This window comes from Roseomonas aerilata DSM 19363, from assembly GCF_000711725.1.
In the GTDB taxonomy this organism is placed as follows: Bacteria; Pseudomonadota; Alphaproteobacteria; order Acetobacterales; family Acetobacteraceae; genus Roseomonas; species Roseomonas aerilata.
Genome location: NZ_JONP01000010.1, coordinates 19,747 through 37,514, shown reverse-complemented (window position 1 = coordinate 37,514; position 17,768 = coordinate 19,747). Strand labels below are relative to the sequence as shown.

Sequence of the window (17,768 nt, the reverse complement as noted above, 5' to 3'; positions counted from 1 at the left end):
ATGGATTTCAGCCCTTTCTATTTTGTCGGGACGGCCCTGACGACATCTTCCGGCCATCAACCAGCACGGAGTTGCAGACATGGCCCGCAAGCTCGAAGGCAAGGTCGCCGTCGTCACTGGTGGAACCAGCGGTATCGGCCTCGCCACCGCCCGGCTCTTCGCCGCCGAGGGCGCCCGTGTCTTCGTCACCGGCCGCCGCCAGGCCGAGCTCGACGCCGCCGTCACCGCAATCGGCCCCGCCGCCACCGGCATCCAGGCGGATTCCACCCGCCCCGCCGACCTCAACCGCCTCTACGAGAGGGTGAAGGCCGAGGCAGGGCGGATCGACGTTCTCTTCGCCAATGCCGGAGGCGGCACGATGCTGCCGCTCGGCGCCATCACGGAGGAGCAGTACGAGGATACCTTCGGCCGCAACGTGAAGGCCGTGGTCTTCACCGTGCAGAAGGCGCTGCCGCTGCTGGTGGACGGCGCCTCCGTCATCCTGACCGGCTCGACGGCCGGCACCATGGGCACGCCCGCCTTCAGCCTCTACAGCGCCTCCAAGGCCGCGGTGCGCAACCTCGCCCGGAGCTGGACACTCGACCTGAAGGCGCGCGGCATCCGCGTGAACGTCATCAGCCCCGGCCCGGTCCGCACGACCGGCCTCGTGGAGTTGGCCGGCCAGGACGCCGCGCAGCAGAAGAACCTGCTCGACGGGCTCGCCAGCCAGGTGCCGCTCGGCCGCGTCGGGGAGCCGGACGAGATCGCCCGGGCCGTTCTCTTCCTCGCCTCCGACGACAGCAGCTTCGTTGCCGGTGCCGAACTCTTCGCCGATGGCGGGCTCGCCCAGGTCTGACCCGCCGGCAGACCCCTCCAATAGGCGGGGCCGGGACGCGCCGCGCGTTCCGGCCCAGGAGCACCAGCAATGCCCGACCCCATCGCATCCCTCCTCACCCGCAACCTGCACGAGGTCTTCGAGGAGGCCGATCCCGCCCGCCGCCGCGCCGGCATCGCGGCCCTCTTCACCGAGGACGCCGTCTTCGCCGACTCCGACGGGAGCAGGACCGGCCACGACGCACTCGACCGCTTCGTGGAGGAACTGCTGGCGCGCTCCCCCGGCTGGGTCTTCCAGGCCACCGGCCCGGCGCAAGGCGCGCAGGACGCGGGCCGCCTCGCCTGGGGCTTCGGCCCGCCCAGCGAGCCGCCCCGCGTCACCGGCCTGGACGTTATCCTCGTGCGCGGGGGAAAGATCGCGTCGCTCTACACCTTCCTGGACCCCCCGGCGCCCTGACCCCGGCGGGCGGCGAGGCAGGGGCGCAAGGCGCTCGCCCAGCGGCGTGTCGCCACCGCGCGCACCCCAGCCCCGCCCCGCCGGCGCTTGACCTCGGCCGGGCCGCCTGCCACCTCTCCCGCCCCTTATCTCCCAGGAAGGCCGCCAAGCCCCCATGCCCGCGATCACGCTGCCCGATGGTTCCGTTCGATCCTTCGACGGTCCCGTCACGGGCACCACCGTGGCCGCGTCCATCGGCCCGGGCCTCGCCAAGGCCGCCCTCGCCATGGAGGTGGACGGCGCGCTGCGCGACCTCTCCCGCCCCATCGAGCACGACGCCCGCCTGCGCTTCATCACGCGCAAGGACCCCGAGGCGCTCGGCCTCATCCGCCACGACACCGCCCACGTGCTGGCCGAGGCGGTGCAGGAACTCTTCCCCGGCACCCAGGTCACCATCGGCCCGGCGATCGAGAACGGCTTCTACTACGACTTCGCCCGCAACCAGCCCTTCACCCCCGAGGACTTCCCGGCGATTGAGGCGAAGATGCGGGAGATCATCGCCCGCAACGCTCCCTTCACGCGCGAGGAATGGCCGCGCGAGGAAGCCATCGCCTTCTTCGAGAACAAGGGCGAGCGCTTCAAGGCCGAGCTGATCCAGGACCTCCCCGAGAGCGAGGTCATCAGCATCTACCGCCAGGGCGACTGGCTCGATCTCTGCCGCGGCCCGCACATGCGCGGCACGGGCGACATCGGCACCGCCTTCAAGCTCCAGAAGGTGGCCGGCGCCTACTGGCGCGGCGACCACCGCAACCCCGTCCTCTCGCGCATCTACGGCACCGCCTGGCGCGACGCGAAGGAGCTCGAAGCCCACCTCACCATGCTGGAGGAGGCCGAGAAGCGCGACCACCGCCGCATCGGCAAGGAGATGGACCTCTTCCATCTCCAGGAGGAGGCGACGGGCAGCATCTTCTGGCACCCTAAGGGCTGGCGCCTCTACCGCACGGTCGAGGACTACATGCGCCGCCGCCTCGACGCCGCCGGCTACGATGAGGTGAAGACCCCCCAGCTCCTCGACCGCAAGCTCTGGATCGAGTCCGGCCACTGGGAGAAGTTCCGCGAGAGCATGTTCATCGCGACGGTGGAGGACGAGTCCGAGAAGGACCGCGTCCTCGCGCTGAAGCCCATGAACTGCCCCTGCCACGTGCAGATCTTCAACCAGGGCATCCGCAGCTACCGCCAGCTCCCCCTCCGCATGGCCGAGTTCGGCGCCTGCCACCGCTACGAGCCCAGCGGCGCGCTGCACGGCATCATGCGCGTGCGCGCCTTCACCCAGGACGACGCGCACATCTTCTGCACGGAGAACCAGATCGCGGATGAGACGGTGCGCTTCGTCGCCCTCCTCTCCTCCATCTACCGCGACTTCGGCTTCAACTCCTTCCGCGTGAAGTTCAGCGACCGCCCCGCCACCCGCGCCGGCGACGACGCCACCTGGGACCGCGCGGAGGGCGCGCTGCGCGAGGCCTGCGCCACCGCCGGCGTCGAGTACGAGCTGAACCCGGGGGAGGGCGCCTTCTACGGCCCGAAGCTCGAATTCGTCCTTCGCGACGCCATCGGCCGCGACTGGCAGTGCGGCACGCTTCAGGTCGATTTCGTCCTCCCCGAGCGCCTGGACGCCGAATACGTGGGTGAGGACGGCGCCAAGCACCGCCCCGTCATGCTTCACCGCGCCATCCTCGGCTCCTTCGAGCGCTTCCTCGGCATCCTCATCGAGGAGCACGCCGGCCGCTTCCCGCTCTGGCTCGCTCCCGTGCAGGTCGTCGTCGCCACCATCGTGGACGACGCCGCCCCCTATGCCGAGGAAGTCGCCGCCGCCATGCGCGCCGCCGGCCTGAACGTCGCGACCGACACCCGCAACGAGAAGATCAACCGCAAGGTCGCCGAGCACATCGAGGCCCGCGTCCCCGTCCTCGCGGTGGTCGGCCGGCGAGAGGCCGAGGAGCGGGTCATCGTCCTCCGCCGCCTCCCGGGGCGGGAGCAGGAGACCCTCTCCCTCCCCGACGCCATTGCCCGCCTCCTGGCCGAGTCCGCCGCTCCGGACCTCCGCCAGGCCCCCGCCGCCGAGGCCGCTGCCGCCTGACCCCGGCCCGGATTCGGCCAACCCGCCGAATCCGGCTTGACCCCACCACGCGAAGGTTGCAGACGCACCCGCCGCGCACCATAAATCCACCCTTCCACCATCAGAGGAGACGACCCTGGCCCGAGGCCCATTGCCCAACACCCTCCCGACCCGCGACGGACCGCGGGTAAACGAGGAGATCCGCGCGCCCCAGGTCCGCCTGATCGACCAGGACGGTGAGATGCAGGGCGTGATGACGGCGCGCGAGGCCCTGGCCCGCGCCTACGACGTCGGAATGGACCTGCTCGAGATCAGCCCGAACGCCGATCCGCCAGTCTGCAAGATCACCGATTTCGGCAAGTTCAAGTACGAGCAGCAGAAGAAGGCTAACGAGGCGCGCAAGCGCCAGAAGGTCGTCGAGATCAAGGAAATCAAGGTTCGTCCGAACATCGACGACCACGATTACGAAGTGAAGATGCGCCAGATGAAGGGCTTCATCGAGGAAGGGGACAAGGTGAAGGTCACCCTCCGCTTCCGCGGCCGCGAGATGGCGCACCAGGATCTCGGCGTGAAGGTGCTCGAGCGCATCCGCACCGAGATGGCCGAGGCGACGAAGGTGGAGTCCATGCCCCGGCTGGAAAACCGCCAGATGATCATGGTGCTGGCGCCGAAGTAACAGGCCGGATGCCATCCCGGCCCTGAAGCCGGCGATTCCCGGAAGCCGCCCGGCGGCCTCCGGCGGATCGCCGGCCTCCCTGCGCGGGGCCCTCGATCCCGGACGCGCGGCGGCGAGACGCCGCGCTCCCGGTCCCGGCGCTACCGGCCCGCGACGAGCGATGCCGTCCCGAGCGCCTGCAGTCGCGCGTCCGCCGCCCTGTTGACGGTCAGCAGCATGAAGCGATCCGGCACTCCCGCCCGCCCTGCTTCGGCGCGGATCCGGAAGCCGACCTGCTGCGCCGATCGGCCGTTCTGCACCGCCTCCCGATCGATTTCCCTCTCCACGAGAATGCCGGGCCTCCGCGCAGCCTCGGCGACCCCGATGAAGAGGGACCGGGTCGCCTCGGGGTCCGCCTTCCGCGCATAGACATGGCAGGTAATGCCATCGCCGCCGAACGCCATCGCCACGTCCATCCCCGGCCACAGGAAGACCCAGGTCGAGTAACCCGCGGGGACGCCGATCGCCGCCGCGAATTCCGCCCGGGCAGGGGTGAAGCGGCTATTCCGCGCCCAGTCCGCCAGCCTCGTCCCCGAACCAAGATTGGCCAGACAGCCCCTCACGAGCGTGTCCACCACGACGCTGGGCGCGGAGGCGGGCGCCGGCCCCGCCCCGCCCGCCTCCCGCGGCGGTTCCGTCCCCGCGCAGCCTTGCAGGGCCAGCAGAAGGCACAGGAGCGCCGCAACGCCGGCCGGTGCCCGCGCCAGCGCCAGCGCCCCGGCAAAAGACCGTCCCCTCATCGTCCCCCCGATCCAGGATCCCCCGTTCCCTGCCCGCCTCCTCAGAAGGCCGGCGACGCCGTCTCCTTGTTCGCCAGGGCCACCAGCGCCGCCGCCAGCACCCGCGCCCCCGCCGCCAGCTGCGAGGGCGAGGAATACTCCGCCGGATTATGGCTCACCCCGTTGCGGCTCGGCACGAACAGCATCCCCGCCGGGCAGATCGGCACCAGGAACTGCGCGTCGTGGAAAGCCCCGCTCGGCATCCGCTGGCTCGAAAGTCCCTGCGCCGTCGCCGCGTCCTCCACCGCATCCACCACCACCGCGTCGAACTCCACGGGCAGCGCGTGGAAGCGCTCCGTCACCACCACGTCGCAGGCCTTCACGGCGCTGCGGATCGTCGGCTCGATCGCGTCCCCGTTGGTGATCAGCAGCTCCTTGTCGGGATGGCGGAAATCGATCGTGAAGCGCACCCGGTCCGCCACGGTGTTCGATGTGTTCGGGAACACCTCGATCTGCCCTACCGTGAAGCGCAGCACATCCGTCGGGTCCGTCATCAGCGCATTCAGCGCGGTCACCGCCCGGATCATGTCCTGCACGGCATCGCGCCGCGTCGAAACCGGCGAGGTCCCCGCATGCGCCGTCTCGCCCGTGATCTCCACGATGAACCAGCGGCTGCCCTGGATGCCGGTCACCACGCCGATATCTTTGCCCTCCGTCTCCAGCAGCGGCCCCTGCTCGATATGGGCCTCCAGATAGGCGAAGGGCTTGCCCCCCAGCGGCCGCATCGAAAGATCGGCCTCCGCCTTGCGGTGCTCGTCCAATGCCTGCCGGAAGCTCACCCCCTCCAGGTCGCGCACCTCGTCCCAGGCGTTGGACGGCTTGAACTTCGACCAGGCCATGCTGCCCATGCAGCCCGGCGCGAAACGCCCGCCCTCCTCGTTCGTCCAGGCCACCACCTCGATCGGCCGCTTCGTCGCAACACCGGCCTCGCGGATCGCCTGCACGGCTTCCAGCCCCGCCACCACGCCCCAGATGCCGTCGAAACGCCCGCCATTCGGCTGGCTGTCCATGTGGCTGCCCGTCAGCACCGGCGCCGCCTCGGGGTCCGTTCCCTCGTGGCGGAAGAACAGGTTGCCGATCTCATCGACCGTCACCGCCAGGCCGAGCCCCTCGGCCCAGCCGATCATCAGCCGCCGCGCCTCGCGGTCCAGCGGCGAAAGGCAGGGCCGGTTCACCCCCGGCGAGCCGTCCATGCCCGTGATGGCGCCCAACTTCGCCAGCTCCATCAGCCGGTCCCATTGCCGGGCCTCGCTCACGGCCGCGATCAGGTTGGGGGCGGTGCTGGCGCTCATGGCATGGTCCTGCTGGTTCGGGCTGCGCCCATTTGCCGTGCCGGGGCCGGCGAGATCAACCCGCCCCCATTTCGCGCCCGCGTGAAACCCGGCACGCCGCGTGCTAGGCAGGACGTGCTAAGCAGAACCCGAACGACTTCCCCCTCCGATCCCCGGACGTCACCCCGCATGCCCGACGACATGACCCCGCCTGGGGCCGCCACTCGCCCGCACCCCGGCCTCGACGCCCTTGCGGCCGAGGCTCGCCGCCAGCTCGAACTCCTCTCCTACCCCCGCCACGCCTGGGTGCCGGAGAAAGGGGAGGGGGTGCTCGACGTCGCCATCATCGGCGCCGGCCAGACCGGCCTCGTCACCGCCTTCGGCCTCCTGCGGGAACGGGTCCAGCGCGTCCGCATCTTCGACGCCGCGCCCGCCGGCGGGGCAGGGGTCTGGACCACCTTCGCGCGCATGCGGACCCTCCGCACGCCCAAGCACGTCACCGGCCCCGACCTCGGCATCCCCGCCCTCACGCCCCAGTCCTTCTTCACCGCCCGCGACGGCGCGGCGGCCTGGGAAGCGCTGAACAAGATCGGCCGGGTGGACTGGCAGCGCTACCTCGACTGGCTGGAAGCCACCCTCCAGCTCCCCGTCACCCACGAGCACAAGCTCCTCCGCATCGGCCGCACCGGCGCGACGGAACCCCTCGAACTCGTCTTCGCCACCGCGGGGGGCGAGATCACCATCCGCGCCCGCAAGCTCGTCCTCGCCACCGGCATGGACGGCATGGGCGGCTGGTCCATCCCCGCCCCCTTCGACAGGCTCCCCGCCTCCCGCGTCTCCCACACCTCCGGCCACGTCGACTTCGAAGCCCTCCGCGGCAAGCGCATCATCGTCATCGGCGCCGGCGCCTCAGCCTTCGACAACCTCGCCACCGCCCTCGAAGCCGGCGCCACGAAGGCCACCATGCTCGTCCGCCGCGCGAAGATGCCCCGCGTGAACCCCTTCCGCTGGATGGAGCAGGCCGGCTTCCTCGGCCAGCTCTACGCCATGCCCGACGCCACCCGCTGGCGCTTCATGCGGCACATCTTCGCCCTCAACCAGCCGCCGCCCCAGGAATCCTGGAACCGCGTCGCCTCCGATCCGCGCTACGACCTCCACATGGCCAGCCCGGTCCTCGCCGTGCGCGAGGAAGGCGGCGAGGTCGTCGTCACCACTCCCCGCGGCGAGCACCGCGCCGACCACGTCATCGTCGGCACCGGCACCGCCTTCGACCTCTCCCTCCGCCCTGAGCTCGCCCCCTTCGCCGAGAGCATCCTTCTCTGGCGCGACGTCTACACCCCGCCCGAGGGCCAGGAATTCCCCGCCCTCGGCGCCTGCCCCTACCTGCGCGACGACTTCTCCATGCGCGAGAAGACCCCCGGCGCCGCCCCCTTCCTCGCCAACATCCACATGATCAACTACGGCTCCACCGCCTCCTTGGGCCTCTCGGGCGCCACCATCAGCGGCATGAAATACGGCACCCCCCGCCTCGTGGACGGCATCTGCCGCCGCCTCTGGCTCGAGGACGCCGAGCACCACCTCGACAGCCTCCTCACCTACGCGGAGGCCGAGCTGACGAGCGAAATCCCCCAGGAAAACCTCGTCGCCGACGTCAGCGGGCTCGCCGCCGAATGAAGCCCTCCGCCGTCTCCACCCACGTCCTCGACACCGCCAACGGCATCCCCGCCGAGGGAATGGCCTACGAGTTCTGGCGCATGGAGCCCGAGCCCGTCCTCCTCCGCGCCGGCATCACCGACGGGGACGGCCGCACCGATGCCCCCCTCCTGCCGCCCGAGGAATTCCGCCCCGGCCGCTACGAGCTGCGCTTCGATGTCGGCGCCTATTTCGCCGCCCGCGGCAGCGACCCCGGCTATCTCGACATCGTCGCCATCAACGTCGGCCTCAAGGCAGGGCAGGGGCACTACCACGTCCCTCTCCTCTGCTCCCCCTGGTCGTACTCCACCTATCGGGGCAGCTAGGCCGCCACCTGATGGGCGAGCGGCCGGCAGGCCCATACCGGAGGCGGCCGCCAGCAGGGCGCGGGAAGACAGCACGCCCCGCGCCGCGCGCCATTCCGACAAACGCCCCCCTGGCCGCGGAGAGGTCAGGGCACGTATCCTGTCCCGAATCGCTGTTGCGCAGAGGAACCCGGCCATGAAACCCACCGCCCCGACCTCCGCCCCGTCACGCCGCGCGCTCCTCGGTGGCACCGCTTCCCTCCTGGGGCTTTCCGCCTGCGAGGCCCCCATGCGCGCGGGCCACGACCTGCGCCCCGCGCCCGTCATGGCCGAGCCCGCGCTCTCCAGCCCCGTCGCCCGCTGGCTGGACGTCACGGACCGCCTCTGCGGCGACCCCAACGCCGCCTGGCCCCGCGCCGATTCCATCGCCCTCGCCGCCCGCGCCATGCATGACGGCCTCAACGCCGCCCGCCCGCGCTACGCCCGCTGGACTCCCCGTGCCGGCTCCGAGCCGGAGGGCACCGGCGCTTCTCCCGACGTCACCCTCGCGGCCGCGGCCTACACGGTCATCGCGGCGCGCAGCGCGCCCACCGCCCAGGGCGAGGCCCGCGCCATGCTCGACGCCACCCTGGCCGCCGAGCCCTCCGACACCGCCCGCACCGCCGGCCTCGCCCTCGGCACCGCCATCGGCACCGCCACCCTCGCCGGTGCCGGCCCCACGCCGCCCGCGAAGGAAACCTTCCCCGTCTTCTCCGAGATGGGCCGCTGGCGCCCCGCCCCGCCGGCCGGGCGGAACAGCTACTACGACCTCTCCCGCCCGCTCCTCTTCCCCAGCCGGGACTCCCTGCTCGGCCCGCCGCCGCCCGACATCAACTCCCCCGCCTACCTCGAGGCCCTCGCGGAAACCCGTCGCCTCGGCAACACCACCTCCACCGACCGCACCGAGGAACAGGCCGACATCGCCCGCTTCTGGGTGCCGCAACTCCTGCCGCGCAACCTCATGGTCGTCCTCCTCCGCCGACTGGCCGAGCGCCCGCCGGCGGGCGGCGTCTGGGACATCGCGCGGATGGTCTCCATCCTCGCCACCGCGCACGCCGACACGGACGTCTTCGTCTACGGCTACAAGGCCCACTTCGCCTTCTGGCGCCCCGTCACCGCCATCAACCTCGGCAGCCCCGGCGTCCGCGCCGACCCGCTCTGGCAGCCCCTGCTCGTGACGCCCTACCACCCCGAATACCCCTCGGGGCACAGCGCCGACGTCGCCACCGGCGCCTACGTCATCACCGGCCTGCTGGGCGAGTTCCCCTTCACCCACCAGGCCCTGGAGCGCCAGGGCCGCCCCACCCGCGCCTTCCCCAGCTTCGCCGCCGCCCTCGCCGAGTGCTCGAACAGCCGCATCTGGTGCGGCGCCCATTTCCGCCCCGCCTGCAACGAGGGCGAGCGCATCGGCCGCGCCATCGCCACCCAGGCCCTCACCCAGGTGCAGCGCATCGCCTGACCGGGCACGCCACGGAAGAGGGCTGCCCGCCCCCGGCCATCCGCGGCACGACCTTCGGCAGATCCGGGAAGAGGAGGGATCCTTCCTCCTCTTCCCGGCGTCACCCGCGAATCCGCATCAAACGAGGGCCAGCCCGCTCTCGTAAGGCGAGGGATCATCCAGACCCGGCGGCGCCGCCACCCCCGCATCCCGCCGGATCAGCGCCTCGTCGTCCTCCGACACCTTGTTCACCCGCTTGCTCACCGGCCAGCAGGCCAGCCATTCCGGCGGGCAAGGCCTGAGCATCCCCAGCAGCCGCTCCGCCGGCGCCTCCTCCTCCCCCAGCCAGGCCGCCCAGTCCTCCCGGGGCAGGATCACGGGCATCCGGTGGTGCAGCGGCGCCTGCTTCGGATTCGCCTCCGTCGTGATGATCGAATAGGTCCGGAGCCAGTTCCCCTCCGGATCCTGCCATCCCTCCCACAGCCCCGCGAAGCTCATCGGCTCCCCGCTCGTCAGCGCGACGGCAAAGGGCTGCTTCGGGTCCTTCGACCGCGTCTTCGCCTCCGCCTCCTTCGGCGTCAGCCACTCGTAGAACCCGTCCGCCGGCACGATGCAGCGCCGCCGCCGGAAGGCCTCCCGGAAGGACGGCTTCTCCGCCACCCCATCGGACCGCGCATTGATCAGCCGTGCCCCGTCGCGCGCATCCTTCGCCCAGCGCGGCACCAGCCCCCAGCGCAGAAGGTCCAGCCGCCGCTCCCCCGTCTCGGGATTTCGCCGCAGCACCACCCCGTCCTGGGTCGGCGCCATGTTCCATCGCGCCGCCGCGTTCGGCGTCGGGCTCCCGTCCGGCGTGTCGTAGTAGCGCGCCAGCCGTGCCGGATCGCGCTGAAGAAAATACCGACCGCACATGGGCGCTCCCATTCCGTCCAGCGATACCGCACACATCCGGTTACAGAAACCGGCCCAGGCGGCATCCCGTTGATCCCACGTCGAAACCAGACGGAGGAGAGCTCACATGGCGATCGATAAGGACCGGGTCGAGGGCGCGCTGAAGCAGGCTGGCGGCGCCATCAAGGAGAACGTCGGCGCCGCGGTCGGCGACAAGAAGATGGAAGCCGAGGGTGCCGCCAAGCGCACCGAGGGCAAGGTCCAGAACGCCGCCGGCGGCGCGAAGGACGCGATCCGGGACGCCGTGAACAAGCCCTGATCGGGGCTATCCGTGACAGGGAAGGGCGGGCCACCGAGAGGAGGCCCGCCCTTCTTTTTTGCACCCGGAGGAATCGGGCGGCACAGGCCTACCCATGGCTCCGGGCGCCAACAGGACCGGTCCGCACCAGATTGAACCGGATCGCGCTCGCCAGCCTCACCCCTCCCGGAGCAGCCTGCGCGGCATGAGCAGGTCCGGCAACGAGCAGCGCGCGGTCGTGCGGGGCCCCTTCGAGGCGCCCCACCCCGTCGCCCGCCTGCTGGAAAGCCGAATCACCGCCCGGCCCCCTTCCTCACCCCCGTCGGAGGGCGAACTCGCCGCGCGCCACCGCGCCCTCTACGACCAGGTTCCGGGCTTCGAGTGCGAACCGGGCTGCACCGCCTGCTGCGGCGCCATCGCGATGACGGGCTGGGAATGGTCGCGGGTGGCCGAGAAACGCCACGCCGCCGCCGGCTGTCTCACCTGCCCCTATGCCGCGGCGGCCAGCTGCGCCATCCATGCCGACCGGCCCCTCCTCTGCCGCCTCTTCGGCGCGGTGGACCACCCGCACCTGACCTGCCCCAAGGGCAGGGGGCCGGCGCGCAAGCTCTCGCCCGAGCAGGCGAGGGGCCTGATGGACGCGCACCAGCAACTGATGCTCGACTGCGCCGCAACGGACCGCGCCGCCGACACCGCCTGAGCCGCCCCTCCCATCCGTGCGGCCGCCGCCGCGGAAATCATCCGGGGCGGGCTTCTGGTCGCTCACCCTCCGCGCCCTGCAGCCTCGCGCCGGCCAGCCCCTCCTGCTGCAGGAAGGCGTAAGCAAGCATCGACATCAGCGCGTGCCGGTGCAGCCCGACCCAGGAGCGCCCCTCGAAGTCGTCGAGCCCAAGCTCCTCCCCCAGCAGCCGAAGCGCCCGTTCGGCAACCCAGCGCCCCTTCACGGTGCCGGCGAGCGTCCTCAGGCTGCTGCCGGCCGGAAGGTTGGACGCGTAGTGCCTCGCCTCTCCCCCATCGCGCCTCTCCCCGATGATCCAGACCTGCCCGCCCGGCAGGTCGCGCACCGGACCCTCCCCTGGCCCCGCCCTCTCCTCCACCAAGCGCGCCCGCAAGGCGGCGAAGGAGGCAGCCACCTCGACGGGAAGCCATTCTTCGGCGCGGCGCTGCCAGGTCAGCTGCCACCACGGGGCCTCCGCCAGCATGCTCTCGATCGGGCGCGGACCCTCCTCCCCCCTGCCGCCCGCCATCACCGGCCGCGACCGGGGCGCGGCCGAGACCGGAAGGGCCGTGATCCCCCCCGGTACCGCCACCGCCCAGCGGAGCCGGCGCGCCCTCATCCCCTCGCGGAACTCCGCGCTCGCGCCGTAATCCGCATCCACGAGGACACAGCCGAAGCGCGCACCGGCCGAGGACACGCGGTCGAGTTCCGCCAGCGCGATCTCCGCCTTGCTGCGAGGCACACGGAGGTTTTCCGGCACGCGGGCTCTCTCCATGCGCTCGCTGTCGCCCGTCCAGCTCTCCGGCAGGAAAAGCCGAAGTCCGACGGGCATGGGCACCACCCCCCGCACGAGCGTCAGGGAGACGAGGACCTGACAGTTGAGGATCCTTCCCGCAGCCCCGACCGGTTGCGGCGCAACCCCGACGGACCGGGTCCCCTTCTTCGGAAGCACCACCTCGCCGATCACCAGCAGCGAGTTCGGGCCACCGGCCTGCCGCCCCGCCTCGGCCGCAAGGGCCGCTTCCAGGGCCCCGGTGTCCCAGCTTCCGGAGGAGATGAAGTGGTGCATGGCGTCGTGGCTCGGCTGGCCGAGCCGCGCGGCCATCCGATGCACGTTCTTGCCGCCCTCCCGCTCGATAAGCCCCGTCACGTAGAGCCGGCACATCTCGCGGCGCGCGGGATGGATCAACCTGGCGAGGAACGGCTCCAGCCAGTCTTCGAGCCCCGGTCTCAAGCCGACGGGTGGTCAGCCGCCAACCGGCTGGCCCTCGGGCAGGGGAGCCGTAACCGCCGCCCACCATCCCCTTCGGGAGGTAAGGCCGCGCAACGCCTCATCAACGGGAGGGGCGAAGAGTGGAAGAACCATGCGCCACCGCGCAGGCCATCGCCGATACCGCAAACCCGTCCCGCGCGTGCGGGCAGGAGCCTTTCCTGGGTGAGCATCGCGAAGCCTCACTCCAACCCCGCCGCGACATCGGGCATGTCCCCGCGCCGCCGCGCCCCGCCTGTATAGGCGATGAGATCCGTCTCCCGCGGCGGAGATGCATCCGGAGTAGGGCGCAGATTGGTTCGGGCCCGCGCGACGACGCTCGCACCGGCCGCTTCAGAGGCGCCAGAGATCGACGCCCGCCGGCACGAGCGAACGATCGAGGCAGCCCTTCACGTCCAGCACCGCGCCGCCCTCGTTCACCAGGCAGCGGCGCACGAGATCCCAGCCCGAGTTGACGAAGGCCCGGTGCGCGACGGCAAGCACGACCGCGCCCCCCGGGCGGATGTCGCGCATGTCGGTCGGCTGGATTCCCGTCGCCGCAAGGACATCGTCCGGGTCCGCCAGCGGATCGACGAGCTGCAGCTCAAGCCCGTGGCCCTGCACCTCGCGCGCGAGATCGAGCGCGCGCGAGTTGCGCAGGTCGGGCACGTTCTCCTTGAAGGTCAGGCCAAGCACGGTCACGCGGCGGGACTCGGTCTCGCGCCGCATGAGCATCCGCACGCATCGCTTGGCCACCAGACCGGCCATGCCGTCGTTCACGCGGCGCCCCGTGACGATGATCTCCGGATGATGCCCCGCCCGCTCCGCGCAATGCGCGAGGTAGTAGGGATCCACCCCGATGCAGTGCCCCCCGACGAGCCCCGGCTCGAAGTTGAGGAAGTTCCACTTCGTCGAGGCGGCGGCCAGCACGTCCCGCGTATCGATGCCGATCCGGTCGAAGATGCAGGCGACCTCGTTGACGAAGGCGATGTTGAGGTCGCGCTGGGCGTTCTCGATCACCTTGGCCGCCTCCGCCACCCGGATCGAGGGCGCCCGGTGGATGCCCGCCCGCGTGATCCTTCCGTAGAGCGCCGCAACCTCGTCGAGCGCGGAAGGCGTCTGGGCCGAAACCACCTTCATCATGGTCGCCAGCCGGTGCTCGGGATCGCCCGGATTGATCCGCTCCGGACTATAGGCGATGGCGAAGTCGGTGCCGCCGCGCAGGCCGGAGCAGCGCTCCAGCACGGGAAGGCACTCCTCCTCGGTCGCGCCGGGATAGACGGTGGACTCATAGACAACCAGTGCGCCCGGACGAAGCGCGCGCCCCACCGTCTCCGAGGCGCGGAGCAGGGCGCGCAGATCCGGCTGCCGCGTGGCGGTGATCGGCGTCGGAACCGTGACGATGAAGATATCGGCGCCGCCCAGGGCCGCCGGATCGCCGGTGCATTCCAGGCGGGCCGCCCGAAGCTCCTCGGGCGGCACCTCCTGGGTGCGGTCGTATCCTTCCAACAGCTCGCCGATGCGCCGCGGGTCGGTATCGAAGCCGATGACGCGCATCCCCGCGCGGGCAAAGGCAACAGCGACCGGCAGGCCGACATAGCCGAGGCCGATGACCGCGAGGGCTCGCCCTGACAAGGTTCAGGACACCACGGGGGCGGCGGTGCCACGCCCCTCGGGGGATGGTATCCTCCCGGAATGCCCTGCCTGCATCGGGAGCGGCTCCTGTTTTGCGGCGCACAGGTTGCACCGGCGCGGAGCCGAGGGCGAAGCCAAGCCGGTCCAGTTTGGCATCGAGTTCCACGTCACGCCGGACCCGTTTCCCAGCCTGGTGCGGCGGCACCCCATCCCGGGGCCGACTTCCCATACACCCCGAAATCAGCTATCACGTTTTCGTGAGATCACCGGAATTTGCGGTTCCGTAACTGGCAAAGTCCGGTTCCGGCCGTGCCAAAGTATAACGGCCTGCGGATCAAATCGCCGCCCCGAGCCCAATAGAACAGTCTGCGAAGCCCCTGGTATTGCGGGCGTTCGTCCGCCGATCCGGCAAGTCAAGAGGGAAAAATCCGCGCGGAGAAGGCGCTTTTGTAACCCGCGCGGCCACGGATATTTTGGCAAATCATCCGATCACGATTCCGTGTTCAATCTATCTAGACTCGGCTGCTTCGATACTGCGAAGGAAGTCGGGGAGAAAAAGGTCCCTCACCGCGAGAGGCTTCTCGGTCAGCAGAAAGGGTTTGAACGGATGGCATTCCAGACAGCGCACGGCTTCGCGTCGATGAACGGCGGAACTTCGGGCGGCAGCGGCGGCACCACCGTCCGGGTGAGCACCGGCTCGCAGCTGCAGGACGCGATCGACGCGGTGAAGCCCGGCTCCGCGCCGGTCACGATCGTCGTCGCCGGCACCATCACCCCGCAGAACAGCCGCGGCGAGGAGATCACCGTCGATGGCCGCAGCAACCTCTCGATCGTCGGGGATTCCGGCGAGCTGAACGGCATCGGCCTGCACATCAAGGGCGGCTCGTCCAACCTGATCGTCCAGAACCTCAAGATCCATGATGTCGTGACCGGCGGAAAGGACGCCATCAGCATCGAGGGGCCGTCCAAGAACATCTGGATCGACTCCAACGAGCTTTACAGCTCGATGAACGTCTCGAAGGACTTTTACGACGGGCTGCTGGATATCAAGCGCGGCGCCGAATATATCACCGTTTCGAACAACTACTTCCACGACCATCACAAGGTTTCCCTGGTCGGGTACTCAGACGCCGACGAGGGCGGCCGTTTCGTTACGTATGATCACAACCGGTTCGAGAATGTGGGCTCGCGTCTTCCGAGTGTCCGCGACGGTTATGTCCATATCTACGAGAACTTTTATAACAACGTTGAAACCTCCGGTATCAATCTCCGCATGGGCGCGGTCGGGCTGATCGAGAACAACGTTTTCGCCAATTCCGACGATCCGATCGTCAGCCGCGACAGCGCGGAGGCCGGCTTCTGGGATCTGCGCGGCAACCTCTTCGACAATGTCACCTGGTCCAAGCCGGGCGCCGGCGAGGCCAACGGAACCAACAACGACGCGGACACGGCCCATTACGACGTGCCCTACGCGTACAACACGGTCGGGGCGGATAAGGTCCAGGGCTACGTGCTCTCCCATGCCGGCACCGGCCATGCGCTCGTCGTCACCGATCCCCAGCCGGCACCCCAGCCGTCGCAGCCCGCGCCCGTGAAGCCTGCCCCCACCGACCCCGTTCTGGTCCCGGCCCCGGATAACGGCGGCACGCCCACCGGTACGCCCACCGGCACCGCTACCGGCGGCGACGACCTGCTCGTCGGCACCACGGGCGACGACCGGGTCGACGGACGCGGCGGCGCGGACCGCCTCGACGGCGGGGACGGCAACGACATCCTCGCGGGCGGAACGAACAGCGATACCCTGGTCGGCGGCGTGGGCGATGACCGCCTCTCCGGTGACGCGGGCAACGACACCCTGTCCGGCGGCATCGGCAACGATAGCCTCGAAGGGGGCAGCGGCAAGGACACGCTGAACGGCGATGCCGGCGCGGACCGCCTGACCGGCGGCGACGCCGACGACCTGCTCTTCGGCGGAGACGGCGCGGACACGCTCCTCGGCAGCGTGGGGAACGACCGCCTCACCGGTGGCGCCGGAGCCGATTCCCTGACGGGCGGAGAGGGCAAGGACGTCTTCGTCTATCTCGCCGCCTCTGACAGCACTCTCGGCGCGCACGACGTGATCCTGGACTTCGCCGCCGGCGACCACATCGATCTCTCCGCGATCGACGCGAACTCGCTGAAGGCCGGCAACGAGGCCTTCACCTGGGTGAGCGGGAGCTCCTTCTCCCGCCACGCCGGCGAGCTGCTCCTGACGGAGCAGGGCGGGAACTCCATCCTTTCAGCCGACCTGAATGGGGATGGCGCCGCGGACTTCCAGGTCAACGTGGCGGGGCCGCACCTGCTCACCCACGCCGACATCGTGCTGTAACGACGCCGGCACTGCCCCATCCGATGCACCGCAAAGGATGGGGCAGGCCGTGCTCATGTCGCGCTGGCTTACGTTGCGCTGGGCGCCGGGGAGGCCTCCCGCGCGCCGCTCCTGGCCCCGAACTGGGCCGGCATCACGGGCGGGACCGCCTGCCTTGCGGCAACCGCCGCAAGGGCGCCGTAGAACCGCAGATCCTCGTCGAGCATGGTCTGCACCAGCTCCATCGCCCGGTCGGTCAGGGCAAGGCAGACCCGCCGCCTGTCCTTCTCGTGCAGGTAGCGCCGCACCAGGCCCGCGCGTTCCAGCTGTGCCAGCTTCCGTAGGGCGGTGCTCTGCGGCGCGCCCGAGCAGACGCAGATGGCGGAAACGGACACGTGCCCTCCTTCCGCCTTCACGACCGCAAGGTCGAGCAGCATGTCCCAGGCCGGCCATTCGAGGAACGAGCCGGTGGGATCCCGCCGCCGCCGGGCACGGAGCTGGATAAGCCGCTTCAGGTCGTTCGCGCCCGGTGTGGCACAGAAACCCGGAAGTACTCCCGCCTCCGGAGTGGCCTCGCTCGCGCTTGCCGGTGAAATATCCTGCAAGAGTGACACAAGATGCGTGATCGACTCCTGCAACTTGCCAAAGAGCGCCTCGTCCGGCCGCGCCTGCACCGCTGATCCGTCCATGTGTTCTCCTCAACAAGCAGGTGAAACAGCGAGCACCACTTCACAGGCGCCGCCAGGTGTTGATCCCGAACGCCACGATGTTTCAGACGCGGATCAAGATGGCTCTTGATGGAACCCTTTTGATCTCGGTCTATTTTTCGTGGCTGGCTGCCCACTCGTCTCTCGTGCTGCCACAAAATACGATAACAAATGATAAGGGATTCCATCCTGTCGTCTCGGGGTCGGTGTTTCGCTCCGAAATTAAGCGAAACACAGGAATCACCTTTCTGTTATTTCGGATTCGCCGTCCTTATCAATCCCGCCCGGCGACAGGGTCGCCACACATAAGGCGACGGCCGGA

General features: G+C 70.1%; 16 protein-coding genes. 10 read left to right on the top strand and 6 right to left on the bottom strand.

Annotation, left to right across the window (positions count from 1 at the left end; all coding sequences use genetic code 11):
• Positions 1 to 79 precede the first annotated feature (79 nt).
• The 4 genes from BO39_RS13175 to infC all read left to right on the top strand — a co-directional run bounded on the left by BO39_RS13175 (position 80) and on the right by infC (position 4,041).
• Positions 80 to 835 carry an SDR family oxidoreductase gene (locus BO39_RS13175; RefSeq protein ID WP_043833976.1) on the top strand — a complete coding sequence of 252 codons (756 nt, stop codon included), beginning with the start codon at positions 80 to 82 and terminating at the stop codon, positions 833 to 835.
• A gap of 69 nt (positions 836 to 904) precedes the next feature.
• Positions 905 to 1,270: a nuclear transport factor 2 family protein gene (locus BO39_RS13170; RefSeq protein WP_043833975.1), complete on the top strand. Its 366-nt coding sequence runs from the start codon at positions 905 to 907 to the stop codon at positions 1,268 to 1,270.
• A 154-nt stretch (positions 1,271 to 1,424) separates the two neighbouring features.
• On the top strand, positions 1,425 to 3,386 hold the full coding sequence (gene thrS / locus BO39_RS13165) for a threonine--tRNA ligase (RefSeq protein ID WP_043833970.1): 1,962 nt from the start codon (positions 1,425 to 1,427) through the stop codon (positions 3,384 to 3,386).
• A gap of 130 nt (positions 3,387 to 3,516) precedes the next feature.
• A complete protein-coding gene (gene infC / locus BO39_RS13160) occupies positions 3,517 to 4,041 on the top strand; it encodes a translation initiation factor IF-3 (protein WP_043833969.1) in 525 nt (174 codons plus the stop codon).
• A gap of 140 nt (positions 4,042 to 4,181) precedes the next feature.
• Here the strand turns inward: infC and BO39_RS13155 are convergent, their stop codons facing one another.
• Together BO39_RS13155 and BO39_RS13150 are read right to left on the bottom strand one after the other, a co-directional pair.
• Positions 4,182 to 4,820, bottom strand: coding sequence for an NMCC_0638 family (lipo)protein (locus BO39_RS13155; protein WP_043833968.1), 639 nt, complete (start codon positions 4,818 to 4,820; stop codon positions 4,182 to 4,184).
• 41 nt (positions 4,821 to 4,861) lie between these two features.
• Complete coding sequence (locus BO39_RS13150) at positions 4,862 to 6,151, bottom strand: M20 family metallo-hydrolase (RefSeq protein WP_043833967.1); 1,290 nt, start codon at positions 6,149 to 6,151, stop codon at positions 4,862 to 4,864.
• A 168-nt stretch (positions 6,152 to 6,319) separates the two neighbouring features.
• On the opposite strand from BO39_RS13150, the gene BO39_RS13145 reads away from it, so the two are divergent.
• The 3 genes from BO39_RS13145 (at position 6,320) to BO39_RS34970 (ending at position 9,625) form a co-directional block, all read left to right on the top strand.
• Entirely contained in the window at positions 6,320 to 7,804 is a 1,485-nt protein-coding gene (locus BO39_RS13145) for an NAD(P)-binding domain-containing protein (RefSeq protein WP_245615139.1), read from the top strand.
• Positions 7,801 to 8,148: a hydroxyisourate hydrolase gene (gene uraH, locus BO39_RS13140; protein ID WP_043833966.1), complete on the top strand. Its 348-nt coding sequence runs from the start codon at positions 7,801 to 7,803 to the stop codon at positions 8,146 to 8,148. The genes BO39_RS13145 and uraH overlap by 4 nt, the downstream gene beginning before the upstream one ends.
• Before the next feature lie 175 nt (positions 8,149 to 8,323).
• Positions 8,324 to 9,625, top strand: coding sequence for a vanadium-dependent haloperoxidase (locus tag BO39_RS34970; RefSeq protein WP_043833965.1), 1,302 nt, complete (start codon positions 8,324 to 8,326; stop codon positions 9,623 to 9,625).
• 117 nt (positions 9,626 to 9,742) lie between these two features.
• Here the strand turns inward: BO39_RS34970 and BO39_RS13130 are convergent, their stop codons facing one another.
• A complete protein-coding gene (locus BO39_RS13130) occupies positions 9,743 to 10,513 on the bottom strand; it encodes an SOS response-associated peptidase (RefSeq protein WP_043833963.1) in 771 nt (256 codons plus the stop codon).
• Between the two features lie 106 nt (positions 10,514 to 10,619).
• Here BO39_RS13130 and BO39_RS13125 point away from each other — a divergent pair, with 106 nt between their 5' ends.
• Both BO39_RS13125 and BO39_RS29920 read left to right on the top strand, forming a co-directional pair.
• Complete coding sequence (locus BO39_RS13125; RefSeq protein ID WP_232480242.1) at positions 10,620 to 10,811, top strand: CsbD family protein; 192 nt, start codon at positions 10,620 to 10,622, stop codon at positions 10,809 to 10,811.
• A gap of 184 nt (positions 10,812 to 10,995) precedes the next feature.
• Positions 10,996 to 11,490 (top strand): hypothetical protein, encoded by a 495-nt coding sequence (locus tag BO39_RS29920; RefSeq protein ID WP_052402051.1) that lies wholly within the window; start codon positions 10,996 to 10,998, stop codon positions 11,488 to 11,490.
• Positions 11,491 to 11,527: 37 nt separating this feature from the next.
• Here the strand turns inward: BO39_RS29920 and BO39_RS13115 are convergent, their stop codons facing one another.
• Together BO39_RS13115 and BO39_RS13110 are read right to left on the bottom strand one after the other, a co-directional pair.
• Entirely contained in the window at positions 11,528 to 12,742 is a 1,215-nt protein-coding gene (locus BO39_RS13115; protein ID WP_043833961.1) for an IS701 family transposase, read from the bottom strand.
• A gap of 369 nt (positions 12,743 to 13,111) precedes the next feature.
• A complete protein-coding gene (locus BO39_RS13110) occupies positions 13,112 to 14,392 on the bottom strand; it encodes a nucleotide sugar dehydrogenase (RefSeq protein ID WP_043833959.1) in 1,281 nt (426 codons plus the stop codon).
• Positions 14,393 to 14,999: 607 nt separating this feature from the next.
• Here BO39_RS13110 and BO39_RS34965 point away from each other — a divergent pair.
• The gene (locus BO39_RS34965) at positions 15,000 to 16,760 is read left to right on the top strand and encodes a pectate lyase family protein (RefSeq protein ID WP_169742758.1); all 1,761 of its coding nucleotides are present in this window, start codon (positions 15,000 to 15,002) and stop codon (positions 16,758 to 16,760) included.
• Positions 16,761 to 16,828: 68 nt separating this feature from the next.
• Here the strand turns inward: BO39_RS34965 and BO39_RS29910 are convergent, their stop codons facing one another.
• A complete protein-coding gene (locus tag BO39_RS29910) occupies positions 16,829 to 17,428 on the bottom strand; it encodes a MarR family transcriptional regulator (protein WP_052402048.1) in 600 nt (199 codons plus the stop codon).
• Positions 17,429 to 17,768 lie beyond the last annotated feature (340 nt).

What these genes read in the sequence shown, in the direction of transcription:
- BO39_RS13175 (WP_043833976.1), top strand. Translation starts at nt 80, where the DNA reads ATGGCCCGCAAGCTCGAAGGCAAGGTCGCCGTCGTCACTGGTGGAACC.
- BO39_RS13170 (WP_043833975.1), top strand. Translation starts at nt 905, where the DNA reads ATGCCCGACCCCATCGCATCCCTCCTCACCCGCAACCTGCACGAGGTC.
- thrS (WP_043833970.1), top strand. Translation starts at nt 1,425, where the DNA reads ATGCCCGCGATCACGCTGCCCGATGGTTCCGTTCGATCCTTCGACGGT.
- BO39_RS13155 (WP_043833968.1), bottom strand. Translation starts at nt 4,820, where the DNA reads ATGAGGGGACGGTCTTTTGCCGGGGCGCTGGCGCTGGCGCGGGCACCG.
- BO39_RS13150 (WP_043833967.1), bottom strand. Translation starts at nt 6,151, where the DNA reads ATGAGCGCCAGCACCGCCCCCAACCTGATCGCGGCCGTGAGCGAGGCC.
- BO39_RS13145 (WP_245615139.1), top strand. Translation starts at nt 6,320, where the DNA reads ATGCCCGACGACATGACCCCGCCTGGGGCCGCCACTCGCCCGCACCCC.
- uraH (WP_043833966.1), top strand. Translation starts at nt 7,801, where the DNA reads ATGAAGCCCTCCGCCGTCTCCACCCACGTCCTCGACACCGCCAACGGC.
- BO39_RS34970 (WP_043833965.1), top strand. Translation starts at nt 8,324, where the DNA reads ATGAAACCCACCGCCCCGACCTCCGCCCCGTCACGCCGCGCGCTCCTC.
- BO39_RS13130 (WP_043833963.1), bottom strand. Translation starts at nt 10,513, where the DNA reads ATGTGCGGTCGGTATTTTCTTCAGCGCGATCCGGCACGGCTGGCGCGC.
- BO39_RS13125 (WP_232480242.1), top strand. Translation starts at nt 10,620, where the DNA reads ATGGCGATCGATAAGGACCGGGTCGAGGGCGCGCTGAAGCAGGCTGGC.
- BO39_RS29920 (WP_052402051.1), top strand. Translation starts at nt 10,996, where the DNA reads ATGAGCAGGTCCGGCAACGAGCAGCGCGCGGTCGTGCGGGGCCCCTTC.
- BO39_RS34965 (WP_169742758.1), top strand. Translation starts at nt 15,000, where the DNA reads ATGGCATTCCAGACAGCGCACGGCTTCGCGTCGATGAACGGCGGAACT.
- BO39_RS29910 (WP_052402048.1), bottom strand. Translation starts at nt 17,428, where the DNA reads ATGGACGGATCAGCGGTGCAGGCGCGGCCGGACGAGGCGCTCTTTGGC.